Annotated in this window: 13 protein-coding genes and 1 pseudogene; 4 read left to right on the forward strand and 10 right to left on the reverse strand. The window is 67.9% G+C overall.

The genetic code is table 11. The annotated features are described in order from the left end of the window. Positions 1–18: 18 nt before the first annotated feature. Positions 19–1,104, forward strand: a complete 1,086-nt coding sequence (locus tag OG953_RS15430) for an ABC transporter ATP-binding protein (protein WP_405684799.1) — start codon at positions 19–21, stop codon at positions 1,102–1,104. A gap of 214 nt (positions 1,105–1,318) precedes the next feature. Here OG953_RS15430 and OG953_RS15435 read toward each other — a convergent pair whose 3' ends face one another. The 9 genes from OG953_RS15435 to OG953_RS15475 form a co-directional block, all read right to left on the reverse strand. Beyond that, complete coding sequence (locus OG953_RS15435; RefSeq protein ID WP_405684801.1) at positions 1,319–1,537, reverse strand: hypothetical protein; 219 nt, start codon at positions 1,535–1,537, stop codon at positions 1,319–1,321. A gap of 107 nt (positions 1,538–1,644) precedes the next feature. Beyond that, on the reverse strand, positions 1,645–2,796 hold the full coding sequence (locus OG953_RS15440; RefSeq protein ID WP_405684802.1) for an ABC transporter ATP-binding protein: 1,152 nt from the start codon (positions 2,794–2,796) through the stop codon (positions 1,645–1,647). Then, positions 2,789–3,847, reverse strand: coding sequence for an ABC transporter ATP-binding protein (locus tag OG953_RS15445; RefSeq protein ID WP_405684804.1), 1,059 nt, complete (start codon positions 3,845–3,847; stop codon positions 2,789–2,791). Before OG953_RS15445 ends, OG953_RS15440 begins: the two co-directional genes overlap by 8 nt. 14 nt (positions 3,848–3,861) lie before the next feature. Next, positions 3,862–4,809: an ABC transporter permease gene (locus OG953_RS15450; protein WP_405684805.1), complete on the reverse strand. Its 948-nt coding sequence runs from the start codon at positions 4,807–4,809 to the stop codon at positions 3,862–3,864. Continuing rightward, positions 4,802–5,728 carry an ABC transporter permease gene (locus OG953_RS15455; RefSeq protein ID WP_405684807.1) on the reverse strand — a complete coding sequence of 309 codons (927 nt, stop codon included), beginning with the start codon at positions 5,726–5,728 and terminating at the stop codon, positions 4,802–4,804. The genes OG953_RS15450 and OG953_RS15455 overlap by 8 nt, the downstream gene beginning before the upstream one ends. Before the next feature lie 151 nt (positions 5,729–5,879). Beyond that, positions 5,880–7,523 (reverse strand): ABC transporter substrate-binding protein, encoded by a 1,644-nt coding sequence (locus OG953_RS15460; RefSeq protein WP_405684808.1) that lies wholly within the window; start codon positions 7,521–7,523, stop codon positions 5,880–5,882. Between the two features lie 379 nt (positions 7,524–7,902). Then, positions 7,903–8,112, reverse strand: coding sequence for a hypothetical protein (locus OG953_RS15465; RefSeq protein ID WP_405684810.1), 210 nt, complete (start codon positions 8,110–8,112; stop codon positions 7,903–7,905). 308 nt (positions 8,113–8,420) lie between these two features. Continuing rightward, the gene (gene typA / locus OG953_RS15470; RefSeq protein ID WP_405684811.1) at positions 8,421–10,292 is read right to left on the reverse strand and encodes a translational GTPase TypA; all 1,872 of its coding nucleotides are present in this window, start codon (positions 10,290–10,292) and stop codon (positions 8,421–8,423) included. 404 nt (positions 10,293–10,696) lie between these two features. After that, a complete protein-coding gene (locus OG953_RS15475; RefSeq protein ID WP_405684813.1) occupies positions 10,697–13,093 on the reverse strand; it encodes an ABC transporter family substrate-binding protein in 2,397 nt (798 codons plus the stop codon). Between the two features lie 411 nt (positions 13,094–13,504). On the opposite strand from OG953_RS15475, the pseudogene OG953_RS15480 reads away from it, so the two are divergent. Together OG953_RS15480 and OG953_RS15485 are read left to right on the forward strand one after the other, a co-directional pair. Next, a pseudogene (locus OG953_RS15480) lies at positions 13,505–13,893 on the forward strand (hypothetical protein); the annotation flags it as partial. A gap of 189 nt (positions 13,894–14,082) precedes the next feature. Beyond that, complete coding sequence (locus OG953_RS15485; RefSeq protein WP_405684815.1) at positions 14,083–15,135, forward strand: LacI family DNA-binding transcriptional regulator; 1,053 nt, start codon at positions 14,083–14,085, stop codon at positions 15,133–15,135. A 97-nt stretch (positions 15,136–15,232) separates the two neighbouring features. On the opposite strand, the gene OG953_RS15490 is transcribed toward OG953_RS15485, so the two are convergent. Then, on the reverse strand, positions 15,233–16,222 hold the full coding sequence (locus tag OG953_RS15490; RefSeq protein ID WP_405684817.1) for an acetylxylan esterase: 990 nt from the start codon (positions 16,220–16,222) through the stop codon (positions 15,233–15,235). Positions 16,223–16,475: 253 nt separating this feature from the next. Here OG953_RS15490 and OG953_RS15495 point away from each other — a divergent pair, with 253 nt between their 5' ends. Next, complete coding sequence (locus tag OG953_RS15495; RefSeq protein ID WP_405684819.1) at positions 16,476–17,726, forward strand: sugar ABC transporter substrate-binding protein; 1,251 nt, start codon at positions 16,476–16,478, stop codon at positions 17,724–17,726. Positions 17,727–17,728 lie beyond the last annotated feature (2 nt).

Here is a 17,728-nt window from a genome sequence, read left to right on the forward strand (position 1 = left end):
AGACGGGACTTCCCCACTATGAGCAGCACAGATCCCCTCCTGGACGTCTCCGGACTCACCAAGCACTTCCCGATCAAGGGCGGCTTCCCGATCCGGCGGACGGTCGGCGCGGTCCAGGCCGTCGACGGGCTCGACTTCACCGTCGGAGAGGGCGAGAGCCTGGGCCTGGTCGGCGAGTCCGGCTGCGGCAAGTCGACGACGGGCCGGCTGATCACCCGGCTCCTGGAGCCGACGGCCGGCCGGATCAGCTACCGCGGGCAGGACATCACCCACGCCTCGCGCAAGCAGCTGGCCCCGGTCCGCTCCGAGATCCAGATGATCTTCCAGGACCCGTACGCCTCGCTGAACCCGCGGCAGACCGTCGGCAAGATCGTCGCCGGACCGATGGAGATCAACGACATCAACCCGGCGGGTGGCCGCGAGGCGCGCGTACGGGAGCTGCTGGAGATCGTCGGTCTCAACCCGGAGCACTACAACCGCTTCCCGCACGAGTTCTCCGGCGGTCAGCGCCAGCGCATCGGGGTGGCCCGCGCGCTGGCCCTGGAGCCGAAGCTGATCGTGGCCGACGAGCCGGTCTCGGCGCTGGACGTGTCGATCCAGGCGCAGGTGGTGAACCTGCTGCAGAAGCTGCAGAAGGAACTCGGCATCGCGTTCCTGTTCATCGCGCACGACCTCGCCGTCGTACGCCACTTCTCGCAGCGTGTCGCCGTCATGTACCTCGGCCGGATCGTGGAGATCGCCGACCGGGACGACCTGTACGGCAACCCGCGGCACCCGTACACCAGGGCGCTGCTCTCGGCCGTGCCCGAGGCGACGGCCGACGAGGTGCCGGCCCGGGAGCGCATCCTGCTCACCGGCGATGTCCCCTCTCCGGTCAACCCGCCGTCGGGCTGCCGCTTCCGCACCCGCTGCTGGAAGGCGACGGACAAGTGCGCGAGCGAGGCTCCGCCGCTGGTACGGGTCGAGGGAAGCCGGGACGGCCACCTGACGGCCTGCCACTACCCCGAGGACCCCCAGACCGCGTCGTCCGTCCCGCAGGCCCGTAGCGCCTCTCAGGGGCCGAAGCTCGACAAGACCATCAAAGCCCCCAAGACCGAGGCCTGACACCCCTGGCCCCGGTCCCGGGTGCGCCCTCGCCGACACGGACCTGATCGGTCCGCGAGCCGGCTCCCCCGGCCCAAGGAACCGAGCACGTCGGCCCATTGACCCGAGCCACCTGCGAGCCCGGTTCCCGGGTATTCGGGAAAGGCGCCCGGAACCGATCGGTTCCGGGCGCTTCCGTATTGCCCACCCGGCACCCCTCGGGACGAGGCAACGATCACTTCCACACCTCGCCACCAAGGCCCAACGGTCCCTCAAGTCCCTTAGCACCGCCCCCTCCACCGCGCTGCTGAGCGCCGGAGTCGTAGCGGTGTCCGCCGGAGCCGAAGTCCGGCGGCGGCTGCAAAATGGTGAAGAACTGGAAGAAGTCCAACAACGTCGCCCCGGTGAAGAAGAGCAGCAACCTGTGGGGAATCCAGTACAAGTGGCCTGCCACCACGTATCATTGACGTACCGTCACGCCTGCGGAGGCTGACGGCGCGCCGGCCATGACGGAAGGCCCGGAACCTGAGGTTCCGGGCCTTCCGTGTCACACGCGCCGTACTACGAGGCCGAGCCGACGACGTCCTTCTCCTCGGCGAAGTGGCACGCCGATTCGTGCGCAGCCGGGGAGTCCACGGACTTGAAGCGCTCGGGGATCGCCAGCAGCGGCATCTCCGTGGCGCACTTGTCCTGGGCCTTCCAGCACCGCGTACGGAAGCGGCAGCCCGACGGCGGGTTCGCCGGCGACGGGACGTCACCGGTGAGGATGATCCGCTCGCCGCGCTCGCGGGCCTCCGGGTCCGGGACCGGGACCGCCGACAGCAGCGCCTGGGTGTAGGGGTGCGTCGGGTGGTCGTAGATCTGCGTGTCCGTACCGATCTCGGCCATCTTGCCGAGGTACATCACGCCGACCCGGTCGGAGATGTGCCGGACGATGGACAGATCGTGTGCGATGAAGACGTAGGAGAGGTTGAACTCGTCCTGGAGCTTCTCCATCAGGTTGATGACCTGGGCCTGCACCGACACGTCGAGCGCGGAGACCGGCTCGTCGCAGATGATGATCTCCGGGTTGAGCGCGAGGCCGCGGGCGATGCCGATGCGCTGGCGCTGACCGCCGGAGAACTGGTGCGGATAGCGGTTGATGTACTCCGGATTGAGACCGACGACGTCCAGCAGCTCCTGGACCTTGGCCCGCCGGTCGCCCTTCGGGGCCACCTCCGGGTGGATGTCGAAGGGCTCACCGATGATGTCGCCGACCGTCATACGCGGGTTCAGCGAGGTGTACGGGTCCTGGAACACCATCTGGATGTTCCGGCGGACCGCCTTCAGCGCACGCCCGGACAGCCTGGTGATGTCCTGGCCCTTGTAGAAGACCTCGCCGGACGTGGCCGTCTCCAGCGCCATCAGCAGCCGCGCGACCGTGGACTTCCCACAGCCCGACTCGCCGACGATGCCGAGCGTCTCGCCCTGGTAGAGGTCGAAGGAGACCCCGTCCACGGCCTTGACGGCGCCGACCTGGCGCTTGAAGAGGATGCCCTGGCTCAGCGGGAAGTGCTTGACCAGATTGCGCACCTGGAGGATCGGCTCACCGCGTTCCACCGGGGCCTCGATCGCCGCGACCGCCGCCGTCTCGTCGGCGGCGTCGACGGTCACGACGTCGGTGACGTTCGGGGTGCTGTCCAACGATCCGTCCGTCTTGTCGAGCTCAGCCATGGATCGTCTCCTTCCAGAAGTGGCAGGCACTGCCGCGGCCGGGCAGCTCGCTGCCGTCCTGCTCGGAGACCGGCACCAGGGCCGGAATCTCCGTGCGGCAGATGTCGTCCGCCTTGGGGCACCTCGGGTTGAAGGCGCAGCCGGACGGAATCTTGAGCAGGTTGGGCGGCAGGCCCTTGATCGCGTAGAGCTCCTGGCCCTTCTGGTCGAGCCGCGGGATCGAGTCGAGCAGACCGCGGGTGTACGGGTGCGCGGGCCGCTTGTAGAGCTCGTGCACCGGCGCCGTCTCGACGATCCGGCCCGCGTACATGACCGCGATCTTGTCCGCGACGTCGGCGACGACGCCGAGGTCGTGGGTGATCAGGATCAGGCCCATGTTGAACTCGGTCTGCAGCTCCTTGAGCAGGTCCATGACCTGGGCCTGGACCGTCACGTCGAGCGCGGTGGTCGGCTCGTCCGCGATGATCAGGTCCGGCTCCAGGGCCAGCGCCATGGCGATCATGATGCGCTGGCGCATACCGCCGGAGAACTGGTGCGGGTAGTCGTTGACCCGCTCCTTGGCTGCGGGGATCTTGACCCGCTCCATCAGCTCGATGGCCTTGGCCTTCGCCTGCTTCTTGGAGAGTCCCTGGTGGACACGGAACATCTCGCCGAGCTGGTAGCCGACCGAGAGCACGGGGTTGAGCGAGGAGAGCGCGTCCTGGAAGATCATCGCGATCTTCTGGCCGCGGATCTTCCGCCGCTCCTCGTAGCTCATGGTGAGCATGTCCTGGCCGCGGTACAGGATCTGGCCCTGCGGGATCTTGCCGGGCGGCATGTCGAGAATGCCCATGATCGCCTGAGCGGTCACGGACTTGCCGGAACCGGACTCGCCGAGCACGGCCAGGGTCTCGCCCGAGTCGACGCTGTAGTTCACACCGTTGACGGCCTTGGCGACTCCGTCACGGGTGTGGAACTCCACGTGCAGGTCGCGCACTTCGAGGAGCGGGCTGTCGTCCGCCCCCCCGGCACGGGGCGCCGGGATGTCTGCTGTCTTGTCCATGATGGTCACGTCGTACGCCCTCCTCAGCGCAGCTTCGGGTCGAGTGCGTCACGCACCGCGTCGCCGAGCATGATGAACGCGAAGACCGTGAGGCTGAGCATTCCTGCCGGGAACAGCAGAGCATGCGGGTTGTCCCGGATGGCCTGGCTGCCCTCGGCGATGTCGATGCCCCACGAGATCGTCGGGTCCGCGAGCCCGAGACCGAGGAACGAGAGCGTCGCCTCGGCCGAGATGTATCCGCCCAGCGCGATGGTGGCCACGACGATCGTTGGGGCGAGCGCGTTCGGCAGGACGTGCCGGAAGAGGATCCGCGGGGTGCCGGCGCCGAGCGCGCGGGCCGCCGTCACGTAGTCCGCCTGCTTCGCTGTGATCACGGAGGACCGCATCACACGGCAGATCGAGGTCCAGCCCAGGAAGGCGAGGGCCAGGATCACCACATACACCTTGCGGTCGGTGAAGGCGTTCAGGACGACCATCGCACCGAGCAGGAAGGGAATACCGAAGAAGATGTCGGTGATCCGGGATATGACGGAGTCGAGCCAGCCGCCGAAGTATCCGGCGAGCATGCCGAGCAGGCCGCCGACCAGGGTGACCACCGCGGTGACGCCGACACCGACCATGATCGAGGCGCGGGTGCCGTAGATGACACGCGCGTAGATGGAGCGTCCCTGACCGTCGTACCCGAACCAGTCGGGCTGGAAGAAGTGCGTCAGCTCCGGCTTGGTCAGGAAGTGGTTGGTCAGATCGCCGTCGCGCGGATCGGCGCTGGTGAACAACCCGGGGAACGCGGCGATGACCAGCAGGAGCACCAGCAGGATCGAGGAGATCCAGAACATCGGGCGGTGACGCAGGTCGAACCAGGCGTCGCCCCAGAGGCTGCGCGGCTTGCCCTGCTCCTTGTGGCCATCGGCGGCCGACGGAGCCACGGCGTCGACCGCCGCTTCGGTCTGGGTCTTGGTCACGTCAGGCATACCGGATCCTCGGGTCCAGGACCGCGTACAGCAGGTCGACGATCAGGTTGATCACAAGAATGATGAGAACGAAGACCGTGACAACGCCCACGATCGTCGAACCCTCACGCTGCTGCAGCGCCTTGAAGAGCAGGTTTCCGACACCCTGGACATTGAAGATGCCCTCGGTCACGACCGCGCCGCCGATGAAGCCGCCGACGTCCGTACCGAGGAAGGTGATGACCGGGATCAGTGAGTTGCGCAGCAGGTGGACACCGATGATGCGGCGCCGCGGCAGGCCCTTGGCCATCGCGGTACGCATGTAGTCGGCGCGCAGGTTCTCCGCGAAGGTCGTGCGCGTCAGCCGTGCCACGTACGCCATGGAGAGCATGGCGAGCACGAAGCCCGGCAGGAACAACTGCGCGTAACTCGTTGAGTCCTGGACGTTCGGAGACACCCAGCCGAGCTGGTCCGCGAGGACGAAGCGGGCGAGGTAACCGAGCACGAACACCGGGATCGAGATGACGACCAGGGTGAAGATCAGTACGCCGGTGTCGGCGGCCTTGCCGGCCCGCAGGCCCGCCCAGGCACCGAGCCCGATGCCGACGACGATCTCGATGAGCATCGCCACGGCGGTCAGCCGGAGCGTCACCGGGAACGCCTCGGACATCTCGTCGATGACCTCGCGGCCACCGAAGGTCTTGCCGAAGTCGCCCTGGAAGAGGTTGCCCATGTAGTCGATGTACTGCTTCCACAGGGGCTGGTCGAGCCCGAACTCATGGCGCAGCGAAGCGACCTGTGCGGGGTCCGCCGCCTTGTCTCCCCACATCGCCCGGATTGGGTCACCGGGAAGGATGTGGACCATGAGGAAAATAATCAGAGTGGTCCCGATGAATACCGGGATCATCTGGAGCAGTCGCCTTGCGACGTAACGCCCCATCATGCCTCCATGCCGTGAGGGGTCGGCGATGGCCTTCTCAGAGTTGTCTCCGCCGCGGGGTGTGGGGGGGAGAGCCCCGGGGCCTACGCCTACGGGCCGGTTCCGCCGCCCCCTGAAGGGAGTGGCGGAACCGGCCTTCGGATCCCGATGCTTACTTCTTGGCCTTCACCTGGACGTCGGTGAAGATGGGGTCGCCGTCCTGGCCGTAGACGATCTTGCCGAAGACGTTCTCCGACTGACCCGAGTTGTTCTTGTAGAACCACAGCGGGATGGCCGGCATGTCGTTCTTCAGGAGCTGCTCGGCGTCCTGGTAGAGCTTGACGGTCTCGTCGAGCGTCTTGGCCTTGTCGGCCTTCGAGGCGAGAGCGTCGAACTCCTTGTTGGAGTAGCCCGAGGTGTTACCCGCGGCGGTGGTGCCGTACAGGTCGCGCATGAAGTTCGAGTTGACCGGGTAGTCGAGCACCCAGCCACCGCGGTACATGGACTTGACCTGCTTGTTGTCACGGGCGTTCAGGTCGGCCTGGAAGTCCGGCTTGGAGTCACCGGTGCACTCGACGCCGACGGACTTGCGGATGCTGTTGCAGACCGCGTCGACCCACGGCTTGTGCGACTGGTCGGCGTTGAACTGGATCGAGATCTTGTTGCCCGGGACGCCGCCACCCTCCTTGATGAGGGCCTTGGCCTTGGCCGGGTCGTACTTCGTGATGTCACCGAGGGCACCGGGCTTGTAGCCGAGCACACCGCGGGCGACGAACGAGTCGGCCGGGGTACGGGTGCCGTGGAGCACGGTCTTGGTGATCGTGTCACGGTCGATGGCCATCGACAGACCCTGAATGACCTTGGGGTCGATGTCCTTGAACTGGTCCGTGTAGAACGCGGGGACGATCGACTGGACCGCGGAGTACTCGGCGTCGATGGCGCGGTCGCCCAGGTCCTGCTTGTAGCTCGTCAGCGAGGTAGTCGGGATCGCCTCGATCCAGTCGAGGTTGTTCGACCGCAGGTCCGAGTAGGCGGCGTCGGCGGTGGTGTAGTTCTTGAAGTCGATGCCACCGTTCTTGGCCTTGTTCGGGCCCTGGTAACCGTCGAACTTCCGGACCTTGATCAGCTTCTTGTGCTCCCACGAGACGAACTTGTAGGGGCCGTTGCCGATCGGGTGCTGGCCGGCGGCCTTCGGGTCCTTGAAGAAGGACTCGGGCAGCGGCGCCCAGACGTCGTAACCCAGCTTGTACGCGAAGTACGAGACCGAGCTGGTCAGGGTGATGGTGAACGTGTTCTCGTCGACGATCTTCAGGCCGGACATCTTGTCCGCCTTCGGAGCACCCTTCTCGGGGTGGACGTCGGCGTAACCCTTGATGTCCTGGAACCAGCTGGAGTTGGTCTGGTTGTTCTTGACGTTGGCCGACCAGTTCCAGGAGTCCACGTAGGACTTGGAGGTGACCGCGGTGCCGTCGTGGAACTTCCAGCCCGGCTTGAGCTTGACGGTCCACACGGACGAGTCCGCGTTGGGCGTCACGGACTCGGCGTTGACGTACGTGAGCTTGCCGGTGCCGGGCTCGTAGTCGACGAGGCCGGCGAAGATGGTGCGCAGGACACGGCTGCCCTGGCTCTCCTTGGCGTTCGCCGGCTGCAGCGGGTTCTGCGGCTCGCTGAGCTGGGCGGTCAGGATCCCATTCGGGTCCGCCTTGCCCGAGTTCATGCCCTTGTCGCTACCACTGTCGCTACCGCCACAGGCGGTCGCAGTCAGGGCGATGATTGCCGCTCCCGCGACCCACTTGGCGCTCTTGGCACCACGCATGGGTTTCCTCCTCATGAGTCCACTTTTGACTACAAGAAGGGCACTGGAGTTGATACACCGACACCCCTGACGGTGATCGCTTCAGTGCCCCGAGTGTGCTCGTGAGTCGGCACCCCCCACAGTGCGTGACCCATTGACCCGAGCTCAATGGAGCCAACTATTAAGTACGACCGGGCTGTAAACCACACTTAAAGGGTCTCGGTTTGACAACATCGACAGGACCTGGTTGACCGAAATCCGGACAAAGCGAGCCCAGACAGACACGCCCGAAACGGACCGTTAACACATGTTCCGGAGAGCAACGCCCGATAACCGGACGCACAGCTCGCGAAAATGGGTTGCACGCCCGCGGGCTCAACACCCCGGCAACGCTTCGCGGTCAGGGTGCGAAAAGTGCCCCGCCGACCCGCGCGAGCGGATCGGCGGGGCACGTGCACAGGCTACTGGGCGGCCGGATCAGCGGCACTTCTTCCTCACCACCGCGGCCAATGACGACTTGGGCGGCCTCCGCGCCGGCCGCCACCGCCGGCGTCGTCAGTACGGCCGACGTCGCCGCCCGCGCGAGCACAATCGCCACAGCCTTCCGCATCAGAATCCTTCGCTCCGGCGAACTTGAAGAGTTCGCCTTGCGATCCTTGCCTCACCGGCCGGTGCGACAGCGGCGATTCTGTCGACCAACAGGGCAACTGTGTCGACTATTTGAGGAGCTATTGAGGTCGTTGTGACGGCTCACGCGCGCAACGCAATCGGAACATTTGCTTCCACTGGTGTTTCCCCTCGCACATGCCCTGTATTTCGTGCAGCGTGTCGGGAGTGCAGGGGAAGACAGCCGAGAGGCCCGGCTCCCGCAGACCTGCGGGGAGCCGGGCCTCTCGGCGGCTGTGCTCGGATCAGGGATCAGCGCTTGGCGCGCGAAGCGGTGCGGCCACGCTCCTTCTGGTCCAGGACGACCTTGCGGATACGCACGGTCTCCGGGGTGACCTCGATGCACTCGTCCTCGCGGCAGAACTCCAGGGACTGCTCCAGGGAGAGCTTGCGGGCCGGCACCACGTTCTCCGTGGTGTCCGCGGAAGCCGCACGCATGTTGGTGAGCTTCTTCTCCTTGGTGATGTTCACGTCCATGTCGTCGGCGCGGGAGTTCTCGCCGATGATCATGCCCTCGTAGACCTCGGTGCCGGCCTCGGTGAAGATGACACCGCGCTCCTGGAGGTTGACCATGGCGAACGGCGTCACGGAACCCGCGCGGTCCGCGACCAGCGAGCCGTTGTGACGGGTACGCAGCTCGCCGAACCACGGCTCGTGGCCCTCGAAGATGGAGTGCGCGATGCCCGTACCGCGGGTCTGCGTCAGGAACTCCGTACGGAAGCCGATGAGGCCGCGGGACGGGACGATCCACTCCATGCGGACCCAGCCCGAACCGTGGTTCGTCATCGTCTCCATGCGGCCCTTGCGGGTCGCCATCAGCTGGGTGATCGCACCGAGGTGCTCCTCGGGGGAGTCGATCGTCATGCGCTCGATCGGCTCGTGCGTCTTGCCGTCGACCTGCTTGGTGACGACCTCCGGCTTGCCGACCGTGAGCTCGAAGCCCTCACGGCGCATCTGCTCGACGAGGATGGCGAGCGCGAGCTCACCGCGGCCCTGGACCTCCCAGGCGTCGGGGCGCTCGGTGTCCAGGACGCGGAGCGAGACGTTACCGATCAGCTCGCGGTCGAGGCGGTCCTTCACCTGGCGGGCGGTGACCTTGTGGCCCTTGCCGCCCTTGCCGACGAGCGGCGAGGTGTTCGTACCGATGGTCATCGAGATGGCCGGCTCGTCGACCGTGATCAGCGGCAGCGCGATCGGGTTCTCGGGGTCGGCCAGGGTCTCGCCGATCATGATGTCCGGGATACCGGCGATGGCGCAGATGTCGCCCGGGCCCGCCTTCTCGGCCGGCTTGCGGGTGAGCGCCTCGGTCATCAGCAGCTCGGTGATGCGGACGCTGGACATCGTGCCGTCGCGCTTGATCCAGGTGACGGTCTGGCCCTTGCGCAGCTCACCCTGCTCGACGCGGCAGAGCGCGATACGGCCGAGGAAGTTGTCGGCGTCCAGGTTGGTGACGTGGGCCTGCAGCGGGGCCTCGTCGTCGTACTCCGGAGCCGGGACGTGCGCCAGGATCGTGTTGAAGAACGGCTCCAGGTTCTCGCTGTCCTGCGGGACGGTGCCGTCCTCCGGCTTGGTCAGCGAGGCGACGCCGTCACGGGCGCAGGCGTAGACGATCGGGAACTCGATCTGGTCCTCGTCCGCGTCCAGGTCCAGGAACAGGTCGTACGTCTCGTCGACGACCTCGGCGATCCGGGAGTCGGGACGGTCCGTCTTGTTGATGCAGAGGATGACCGGCATCTTCGCGGAGAGCGCCTTGCGCAGCACGAAGCGGGTCTGCGGGAGCGGGCCCTCGGAGGCATCGACGAGCAGCACGACCGCGTCCACCATCGACAGACCGCGCTCGACCTCGCCGCCGAAGTCGGCGTGGCCGGGGGTGTCGATGATGTTGATCGTGATCGGGTCCCCGCCGTCCTTGGGGTGATACTTCACCGCCGTGTTCTTGGCGAGGATCGTGATGCCCTTCTCACGCTCCAGGTCGTTCGAGTCCATCATGCGTTCGTCGAGGTTCTCGGCGGCGTGCGCGGCGAAGGCGCCGGCCTGCCTGAGCATGGCGTCGACCAGCGTGGTCTTGCCGTGGTCGACGTGGGCGACGATGGCTACGTTACGGATGTCGTGGCGCGTGGGCATGGGTGGCTTGCGCTTCTCTCGGATCGTGGGATCAGGCGTCTCAGTCGCTCTCGGGTCCTCGTACGCCCGCCGGGCGGACGCGCCACGGCTACCCCCCATGGTACGGGGCTGGCGCGTCCCGGGCTTCCCGGCCCGATCCGCAAGACCGGTCTTGAGCCACTCTTCAACCGATATTCGGCCGGTATTACCTCAGTACCGGGGGTGTGCCAGGTGGATGTGCGTAGCAGGAGGAGGGAGATGCGGAGGGATCCGTGGGGGGATCCGTGGGGGGATCCGCAAGGTCCCGTGGGGGGCGTGTGGGGGGCGAGCAGCTCAGGTCCGGTCGGGACACGAGCTTGCCCGCCGGGATCCCGGCGGGCAAGGTACTTGAGCCAGTTCTGAGCTTCCGGCGCCGTTCTGACCTGCTACTTCTTCTTATTTGCCGGGGGTCCGGCGGGCTGCGGCTTCTTGAAACCGATGTCCTGGTAGTGGGGTGCGCCGAAGCCGAAGGCGCCGACGTTCGCCAGCTTTCTGTCGGTCGCCACGAGCTGCGGACGCTGATAAAGCGGAATAGATCCTGCGGCGGCCCAGATCCGGGCGTCCGCCTGCTTCATCAGATCCCGGGCGGTCCCCTCGTCGAGTTCCGAGACCGCCTGCTCGAAGAGCTGGTCGATGTGGTCCGTACCGACGCGGGTGTAGTTCTGCTCGACCAGCAGGGAGCCGTCGGTGGCCGGCACCGGCTTGGCGAAGATCGGGCGGTCGTCGGTCGCCGGGTAGGCGGTGGCGGGCCAGGAGTACAGCGCCAGGTCGTAGTCGCCGGAAGCGATGTGGTCCTGGAAGTAGCTGTCGTCGGAGACCTTGGTGATGGCCGTACCGATGCCGATCGAATCGAGCATCGCCGCAATCTTGTCCCCGACGGCACGCAGCGGCTCCGACCCCGGTCCGGCCGGCAGGACGAAGCGCAGGCTCAGCACCTTGCCGTTCTTGCCGAGCGGGCCGCGGCGCGCGTCGGGGGCCTGGGCGGGGGCCGCGGTGCCCGCGGGGGCGTACGCACCGACGGCGCCGCCCGGCCGCTGCTCCTGGGCGGCGACCTCGGAGGGGGCGTCCTCGGTGGTGCCGGTCCGGGCCAGGTATCCGGCCTGGCGCAGCAGAGCGGCGCTGTGGAACTCGGCGGCGGGGGCGGGAGCGAGGACCTGGGGGGCGTTGCCGACTCCGTCGCTGTCGCCGGGCTTGTTGTCGTCGCCGACGACGGCCTGTACATCGTCGGCGGCGTGCTCGCGCTCGGGAGCGGCGTTGTCGGCCTTGCCGCCGCCGCTGCCGGTCTTGCCGGGCCTCTCGGACGAGGCTGCCTTGTCGCCCTTCCCGGCGGTGCTGTCCTTCTTCTTCGCGCCCTTCTTCTCGACCTCGCTGCCGGCCTTGGCGCCGTCCGGTTTCTTGACCGCGCCCTCCCGCGTCCAGCCCGCGTCGGCCAGCAGCGCCTGCGCCTCCTCGGTGTCCTGGCCGCCCAGTGCGCCGCTGTTGTCCTTGTACGCCGGCTGCCCGGCCAGGGCCAGGTGGCTGCCGAGCGGCGTGGCGGGCAGGCCGAGCGGTTTGAGTACGGTGTCGACGAGCTCCTGGCGGTTCAGGGCCCGGGCGACCGCCCTGCGTACCCGGTCGTCGGCGAGCGGCCCGGACTCGCCGTTCAGCGCAAGCTGGGTGTAGGCGGGCTCCAGCGACTTGCGGACCGCATACGCGCGCAGCTTGCCCTGCTCGGCGGCGTACGCCTCGGCGGCTGCCCGGTTCTTCTCCCTGGCCGCCTGGGCGGCCGCCGCCGCCTCTTCGTCCGAGCCGTGCGCCTCGGCCCAGGAGCGCAGTGCGGCGGCCGGGCCGGTCCCGGAACCGGAACCGGAACCGGGGCCCTGGGCGAGCGGCTGTCCGTTGCCGCCCTTGTCGTCGGCCGCCTGCACGATCCGATGCGCCGCCGCGGCGTCGACGTCGGCGACGTCGACCTTCCCCTCGGTCAGGGCCTCGGTGCGGTCCTGCGGCTTGACGGCCCGGAACACCAGCGAGTCGAGCTTGGCCCGGCCGCCCCACCAGCGCGGATCGCGGACCAGGGTGACCTCGCCCTTCGCCGTGTCCACGCTGCCCAGCCGAAACGGTCCCGAGGTGGCCTTGAGGGTGGTACGCGCGCCGTCGTTGAAGGCGTCGGGGGAGCCGGTCACCTCCTTCGGGTACAGCGGGGAGAAGAGCGAGCGCCAGTCCGCGTACGGCTTGGCGAACGTGACCCGGACCTCCTGGTCGTCGGCGCCGCGCTCGATCTTCTCGATCCGCTCGTAGCCGGCGTTGCGGGCGGTCCAGAACGCCGAGTCCTTGCCGTTCAGCGCCCGCCACTGGGCCACGAAGTCGGATGCCCCGATGTCCCGGCCGTCGCTCCACACCGCCTGCGGGTTGATCCGGTAGAGCACCACCTGCCTGGGCTCGCGCTCGACCACCTTCGCGGACTTCAGATAGTCCGGGTCGAGCCGCGGCGTGCCCTTGGCGTCCAGCGGGAAGAGCGTCGGGAGCAGGGCGTCCGTGATGCGGGTGGTGGAGCTGTTCGCGTCGGCCTGGAAGGCGTTGAGGGTGGTGGGCACGGCGTCGATCGCCCAGTTGACGGTGCCCCCTGCGGCGACCAGGTTCCGGGCCGCGACCGCGATGTCCTGTGGGGCGACGGCCCCGGTGGAGCCGCCGCCGTCGTCGGAGCTGCAGCCGGCCAGCACGGGGAGCGTCAGCACACCCGTCGTGAGGAGCGCGAGCGAGCGGCGCTTTCGGGCCGTCCCCCTCGGGACGCCGACGTGGGACATGGCTGATACCTCCGGGGCCGGCCCGGCCCACCCGCACACGGATGGGCCGGATTGTGCGTTTCTGGTGGCATTTGCAGTTGATCACACTGGTTCCGTCCGTCCACTGAATGCGCCCCCGCGCGAGAGGCGGCGCAGACACGGCGTCAGCGCCCCCGAACCTCACCCGTGCGGCGGAACACCCCGCGAGACCGGGAAGGCCCGCACTCTTCGCAACCGGGGTGTGACGCGCGACACTCTCGGGCGCATGAATATGACCACCCGCGACCGCGGAAGTGAGAGCAAGTCGTGTCACTGCACGAAGAATTGACGGTGTTTCAGCACTGCCTCGACGACCTGGTCCGCACCGTCGGCCGACTGGAGCGGAGCCTTGCGCGGCTGCGCGAGGCGGAAGCCGGGCCGGCGCCGCCCGAAGCCGCCGGTCACACCGAACCCGTCGACGTGCCCTGCCTGGCGGAGAACTGCGCCCCCCATGCAGCACGGCCAGAACTGGGAACTCTTCGGCAGCTGGTGGGGCCTCTCTCTCGCTGCTGATCCTGATCTTCTGGGCTTCCGGCTGACCTGCTACTCCTACCGCAAGGCCTATTACCGGCATTCCGCGCGTCGCCCCGGCCTGCGCGGTCGCCGAGCCGCACGCCACGTACACCGGCGAGACCCGCTTCCCGCTGATCATGCAGAACATCCACCGGTACTTCTTCTACGCCGCGGTGCCAGTCGCCGGGATCCTCACGTACGACACCGTCCTTTCCTTCCGCGACGAGCACTACGCCCGGGGCCACACGGGCCTCGGCTCGCTGACATTTGCGTGATCATCACCAGCAGAGCCCGCCGACAAGCGATCGCACGTGCACTCTGTGCGGGGCCCTCCCCAACAGCAGGCCACCTTGCCCGTCCTCTTATCTGCGATCTAGGGTGAATGCGCTTTCAAAAGAGGGTCGGTAGCTGCAACAGCAGGTGCTTCGGTACGGAAGAAGAAGCGGACGGTCGGTCGAGTGAGCGCCCCAACGGTGTACGACGTCGCCGAGCGGTCGGGCGTCTCCATTGCCACGGTCTCGCGGGTCTACCGCACCCCCGATTCGGTACGCGCCCAGACCCGCGAGCGGGTCCTCGAAGCCGCCCGCCAGCTCGGTTACGTACCCAGTGGAAACGCCCGGGGCCTGGCCAGCCGGACCACCGGCGTACTCGGTCTCTGCTTCCCCGACATGGCCGACCCCGACGCCGAGGCCGACGCGGAGGCGGACAGCGACGCCGACGACGCGGTGATGCTCTACTCCGACCAGATCATCCGCGGCATGGAGCGGGCGGCGCGCCGGCACGGTTACGCGCTGCTGATCGCCGCCTCACCGGAGGGCGGACCGGAGAGCGTCGCGAAGGTCGCGGGAAGGGTCGACGGCTTCGCCGTACTGGCGCAGACCGTGCCGACCGAGGACCTCGAAGTGATCTCGCGCCGGCTGCCGGTGGTGATGCTCGCCGGACCGCGCGAGATCGACCATCTCGACCACATCGTCGTCGCGAACGCCGACGGGGAGCGTGAACTGGCCCGCCACCTGATCGAGGATCACGGGCTGCGCAGGCTCGCCTTCGTCGGGGGCGATGCCGACTCGCCGGACGCCCAGGCGAGGTTCCTCGGCTTCCAGGAGGCGTGCCGCGACGCGGGACTGCCGGTGCCGGACGAGCCGGACCTGCGGGCCGAGATGATGACGCAGGCCGAGGGCGCGCGGGCCGCGGAGGCACTGCTCGACCGGGAGACCGAATGGCCGGAGGGCGTGCTGTTCGCCAATGACCAGATGGCGGTGGGCGCACTGCGCGCACTGGAGCGGCGCGGGGCGCGGGTGCCCGAGGACATCGCGGTGACTGGCTTCGACGGGATTCCGCTGAGCCGGATCGTACGGCCGCCGCTGACGACCGTACGCCAGCCGATCCGCCAACTCGGCGAACAGGCCGTCGAGTTGCTGGTACAGCGCCTGACCAACGGCGGGCGCGAACCGGTATCGCTCATGCTCCCGGTATCCCCGATCCGCCGCGCGAGCTGCGGCTGCGGCTGACGGGGACGCCACACGCAAGTCCCGGCGGCTCAAGCCCGTCCCGCGATTGAGGACGAAGCACCCGCCGGGCACCGTCGGTCACCACCCCACCCCCACGTCACCGCCCCAGCCGCGCCCCGAAGAACCCCCGCCGGGCCGCCCGCAGCTCCGCCACCTCCGCCGTCAGCCCCTCGTATTCGAAGTGCCCCGCGCTCAGCACCCGCAGCTCGTGCTCACCGGCCAGCGCGTTGTGCACGGCGAACTGCCCCGGCGGCGGCACCGAGGGATCGAAGAGCGCAGCAGCCACCAGCGCGGGCATCTCCAGCCGCGTCGCGGCCGTGGCGGCGTCGAAGTACCGCAGCACCTCGGTGACCTCGGGGTGCTCCCGGCGGTAGCCCCGCACCGCCTCCCCGCTCCCCACGCACGGCAGCGTGAGCCGCAACGGATGGTTGCCGAAGGTCGGCACCGTCAGCTGCGCGGCCCCGAACCGGTCGTCCCAGGGCAGAGCCAGCGCACCGAGCCCGCCGCCGAAACTCTCGCCGAGGTATCCGAGCCGCGGGCCACCCTCCCCGGGCGCCAGGTCCGGCACCAGCTCGTGCAGCGCCGACGCCGCGCACCACAGGTCCGCCACGCAGTCGCCGATGACATAGCTGTCGCGCGACTCGATGCCGTGCAACACATGGCCGTCGGCCCCGTCCGGGATGCCCGGATGCAGGCCACGCGCTCCCATGCCCCGTACGCACGGCAGGATCGCCGCCGCCCGGGGCAACGGCGGCGGCACGTCGGGGCCCGGCTCCTGCCGGCCTCCGTAACCGTGCCCGATGACGAATCCGTGCTCCGCGCGCCCTTCGGCGGGCAGCGCGACCCAACCCCCGAGCCGCACCCCGCCCACCGACGTGAACGTCACGCCGTGAATCCGTACACCGTCGCGCTCATCCTCCAGCGGGCCGATCTCCGGCTCCGTGGCGACCTTGCGGGCCTCCTCGTACCGGGCCCGCCAGAAGGCGTCGAAGTCGTCCGGGGCGGCGGGAGCCGGGATGAGCAGCAGGTCGTCGAGCGTGCGCCCGTAGGCCGGATCGAAGGGGAAGTCATGTTCGAACAGAGCCATGATCACGACAATATCGCCCCCACTCATGCCGGTGCAGACCGTTGAGCACGCGGATCAACGCCGCGAAATAGGTCACATCGTTGCCAATTTCACAAACATCGCGCTTACCGTGCCAAGTTGAACATTCAGATGTCCAGCACGTTGCACGAGTGTGACCTAGCACCCTCTTGCGGATTCCTGAATCTCTGTCGCAGAGTGATGTATGCGCTTACAGGCAGCGCATACATTCGGATTGCTCGAGGAGGAGCCCTCCATGCCCCGCACCGCCAGAAACGCCTCGATCGGTATCGCAGTCGCAGCCGCGCTCACTTTCGGTCTCACCGCGTGCGGCAGTTCCGGTGGCGACGACGTCGCCGCGGACAAGAAGCAGACGCTCACCGTCTGGGCCATGGGGGCCGAGGGCGAGAAGCTCGCAGATGTGGCCAAGGTCTACGAGAAGGCCAACCCGAACATCACCGTCAAGGTGACCCCGGTCGGCTGGGACGTCGCCCACCAGAAGCTGGTCTCCGCGGCCGCCGCCGGCACCCTGCCGGACGTGGCGCAGATGGGCGGCAGCTACATGGGCGAGTTCGCCGAGCTCGGCGTTCTGGAGCCGGTCGACACGAAGACGTTCGACGAGAAGGACTTCTTCCCGGCCGGCTGGGAGCAGGGCGAGGTGGACGGTCAGGCGTACGGCGTGCCGTGGTACGTCGACACCCGCGTCCTCTACTACCGCACCGACCTGGCCGAGAAGGCCGGCATCACCGAGGCTCCGAGCAACTGGAAGGAGATGCAGGACCTCGCCTCGGCCTACCAGAAGAAGGCCGGAACCAAGTGGGGCCTGGACCTCAAGCCGAGCGGCCTGGACACGGTGCAGAGCTTCTACCCCTTCCTGTACTCGGCCGGCGGCGAGATCGTCAACGACAAGGGCGAGGTCGTCATCGACAGCCCCGAGGCCGTCAAGGCGCTCGAGGAGTACGGCTCGTACTTCGACAAGGGGCTCTCCAACAAGTCCGTACAGCCCGGCTACGACGTGGTGAAGGACTTCGGCAACGGCCGCGTCCCGATGTTCTTCGGCGGCCCCTGGCACGTCACCCTCCTGAACGAGAGCCAGCCGCAGCTCGAGGGCAAGTGGGCGGTGGCCAATGTGCCCGCCGACAAGTCCTCCGTCTCCATGGCCGGCGGTTCCTCCCTGGTGATCTCCAAGGACAGTGAGCACAAGGCTGCCGCCAAGGAGTTCATCAAGTACCTGACCGACACCGAGGGCCAGGCCGACTGGTACAAGCGCACCAAGGACCTGCCGGCCAACACCTCCGCCTGGACCTCCGGCGACCTCGCCGACGACGCCAATCTCCAGGTCTTCAAGAAGCAGATGGACACCGCCAAGTCCTCCCCGTCGCTGGCCAAGTGGTCGGAGATCAGCGACAAGGTCGACCAGGCCATCGCCAAGGTCACCCAGGGCAAGGCGTCCGCCGAGGACGCTCTCAAGACGGCCCAGTCCGAAATCGAAGGCCTCGTGAAGTAGGA

This window comes from Streptomyces sp. NBC_00057 (genome assembly GCF_045041165.1).
Lineage (GTDB): Bacteria > Actinomycetota > Actinomycetes > Streptomycetales > Streptomycetaceae > Streptomyces.

What these genes read in the sequence shown, in the direction of transcription:
- OG953_RS15430 (WP_405684799.1), top strand. Translation starts at nt 19, where the DNA reads ATGAGCAGCACAGATCCCCTCCTGGACGTCTCCGGACTCACCAAGCAC.
- OG953_RS15440 (WP_405684802.1), bottom strand. Translation starts at nt 2,796, where the DNA reads ATGGCTGAGCTCGACAAGACGGACGGATCGTTGGACAGCACCCCGAAC.
- OG953_RS15450 (WP_405684805.1), bottom strand. Translation starts at nt 4,809, where the DNA reads ATGCCTGACGTGACCAAGACCCAGACCGAAGCGGCGGTCGACGCCGTG.
- OG953_RS15455 (WP_405684807.1), bottom strand. Translation starts at nt 5,728, where the DNA reads ATGGGGCGTTACGTCGCAAGGCGACTGCTCCAGATGATCCCGGTATTC.
- OG953_RS15460 (WP_405684808.1), bottom strand. Translation starts at nt 7,523, where the DNA reads ATGCGTGGTGCCAAGAGCGCCAAGTGGGTCGCGGGAGCGGCAATCATC.
- OG953_RS15465 (WP_405684810.1), bottom strand. Translation starts at nt 8,112, where the DNA reads ATGCGGAAGGCTGTGGCGATTGTGCTCGCGCGGGCGGCGACGTCGGCC.
- typA (WP_405684811.1), bottom strand. Translation starts at nt 10,292, where the DNA reads ATGCCCACGCGCCACGACATCCGTAACGTAGCCATCGTCGCCCACGTC.
- OG953_RS15475 (WP_405684813.1), bottom strand. Translation starts at nt 13,093, where the DNA reads ATGTCCCACGTCGGCGTCCCGAGGGGGACGGCCCGAAAGCGCCGCTCG.
- OG953_RS15490 (WP_405684817.1), bottom strand. Translation starts at nt 16,222, where the DNA reads ATGGCTCTGTTCGAACATGACTTCCCCTTCGATCCGGCCTACGGGCGC.
- OG953_RS15495 (WP_405684819.1), top strand. Translation starts at nt 16,476, where the DNA reads ATGCCCCGCACCGCCAGAAACGCCTCGATCGGTATCGCAGTCGCAGCC.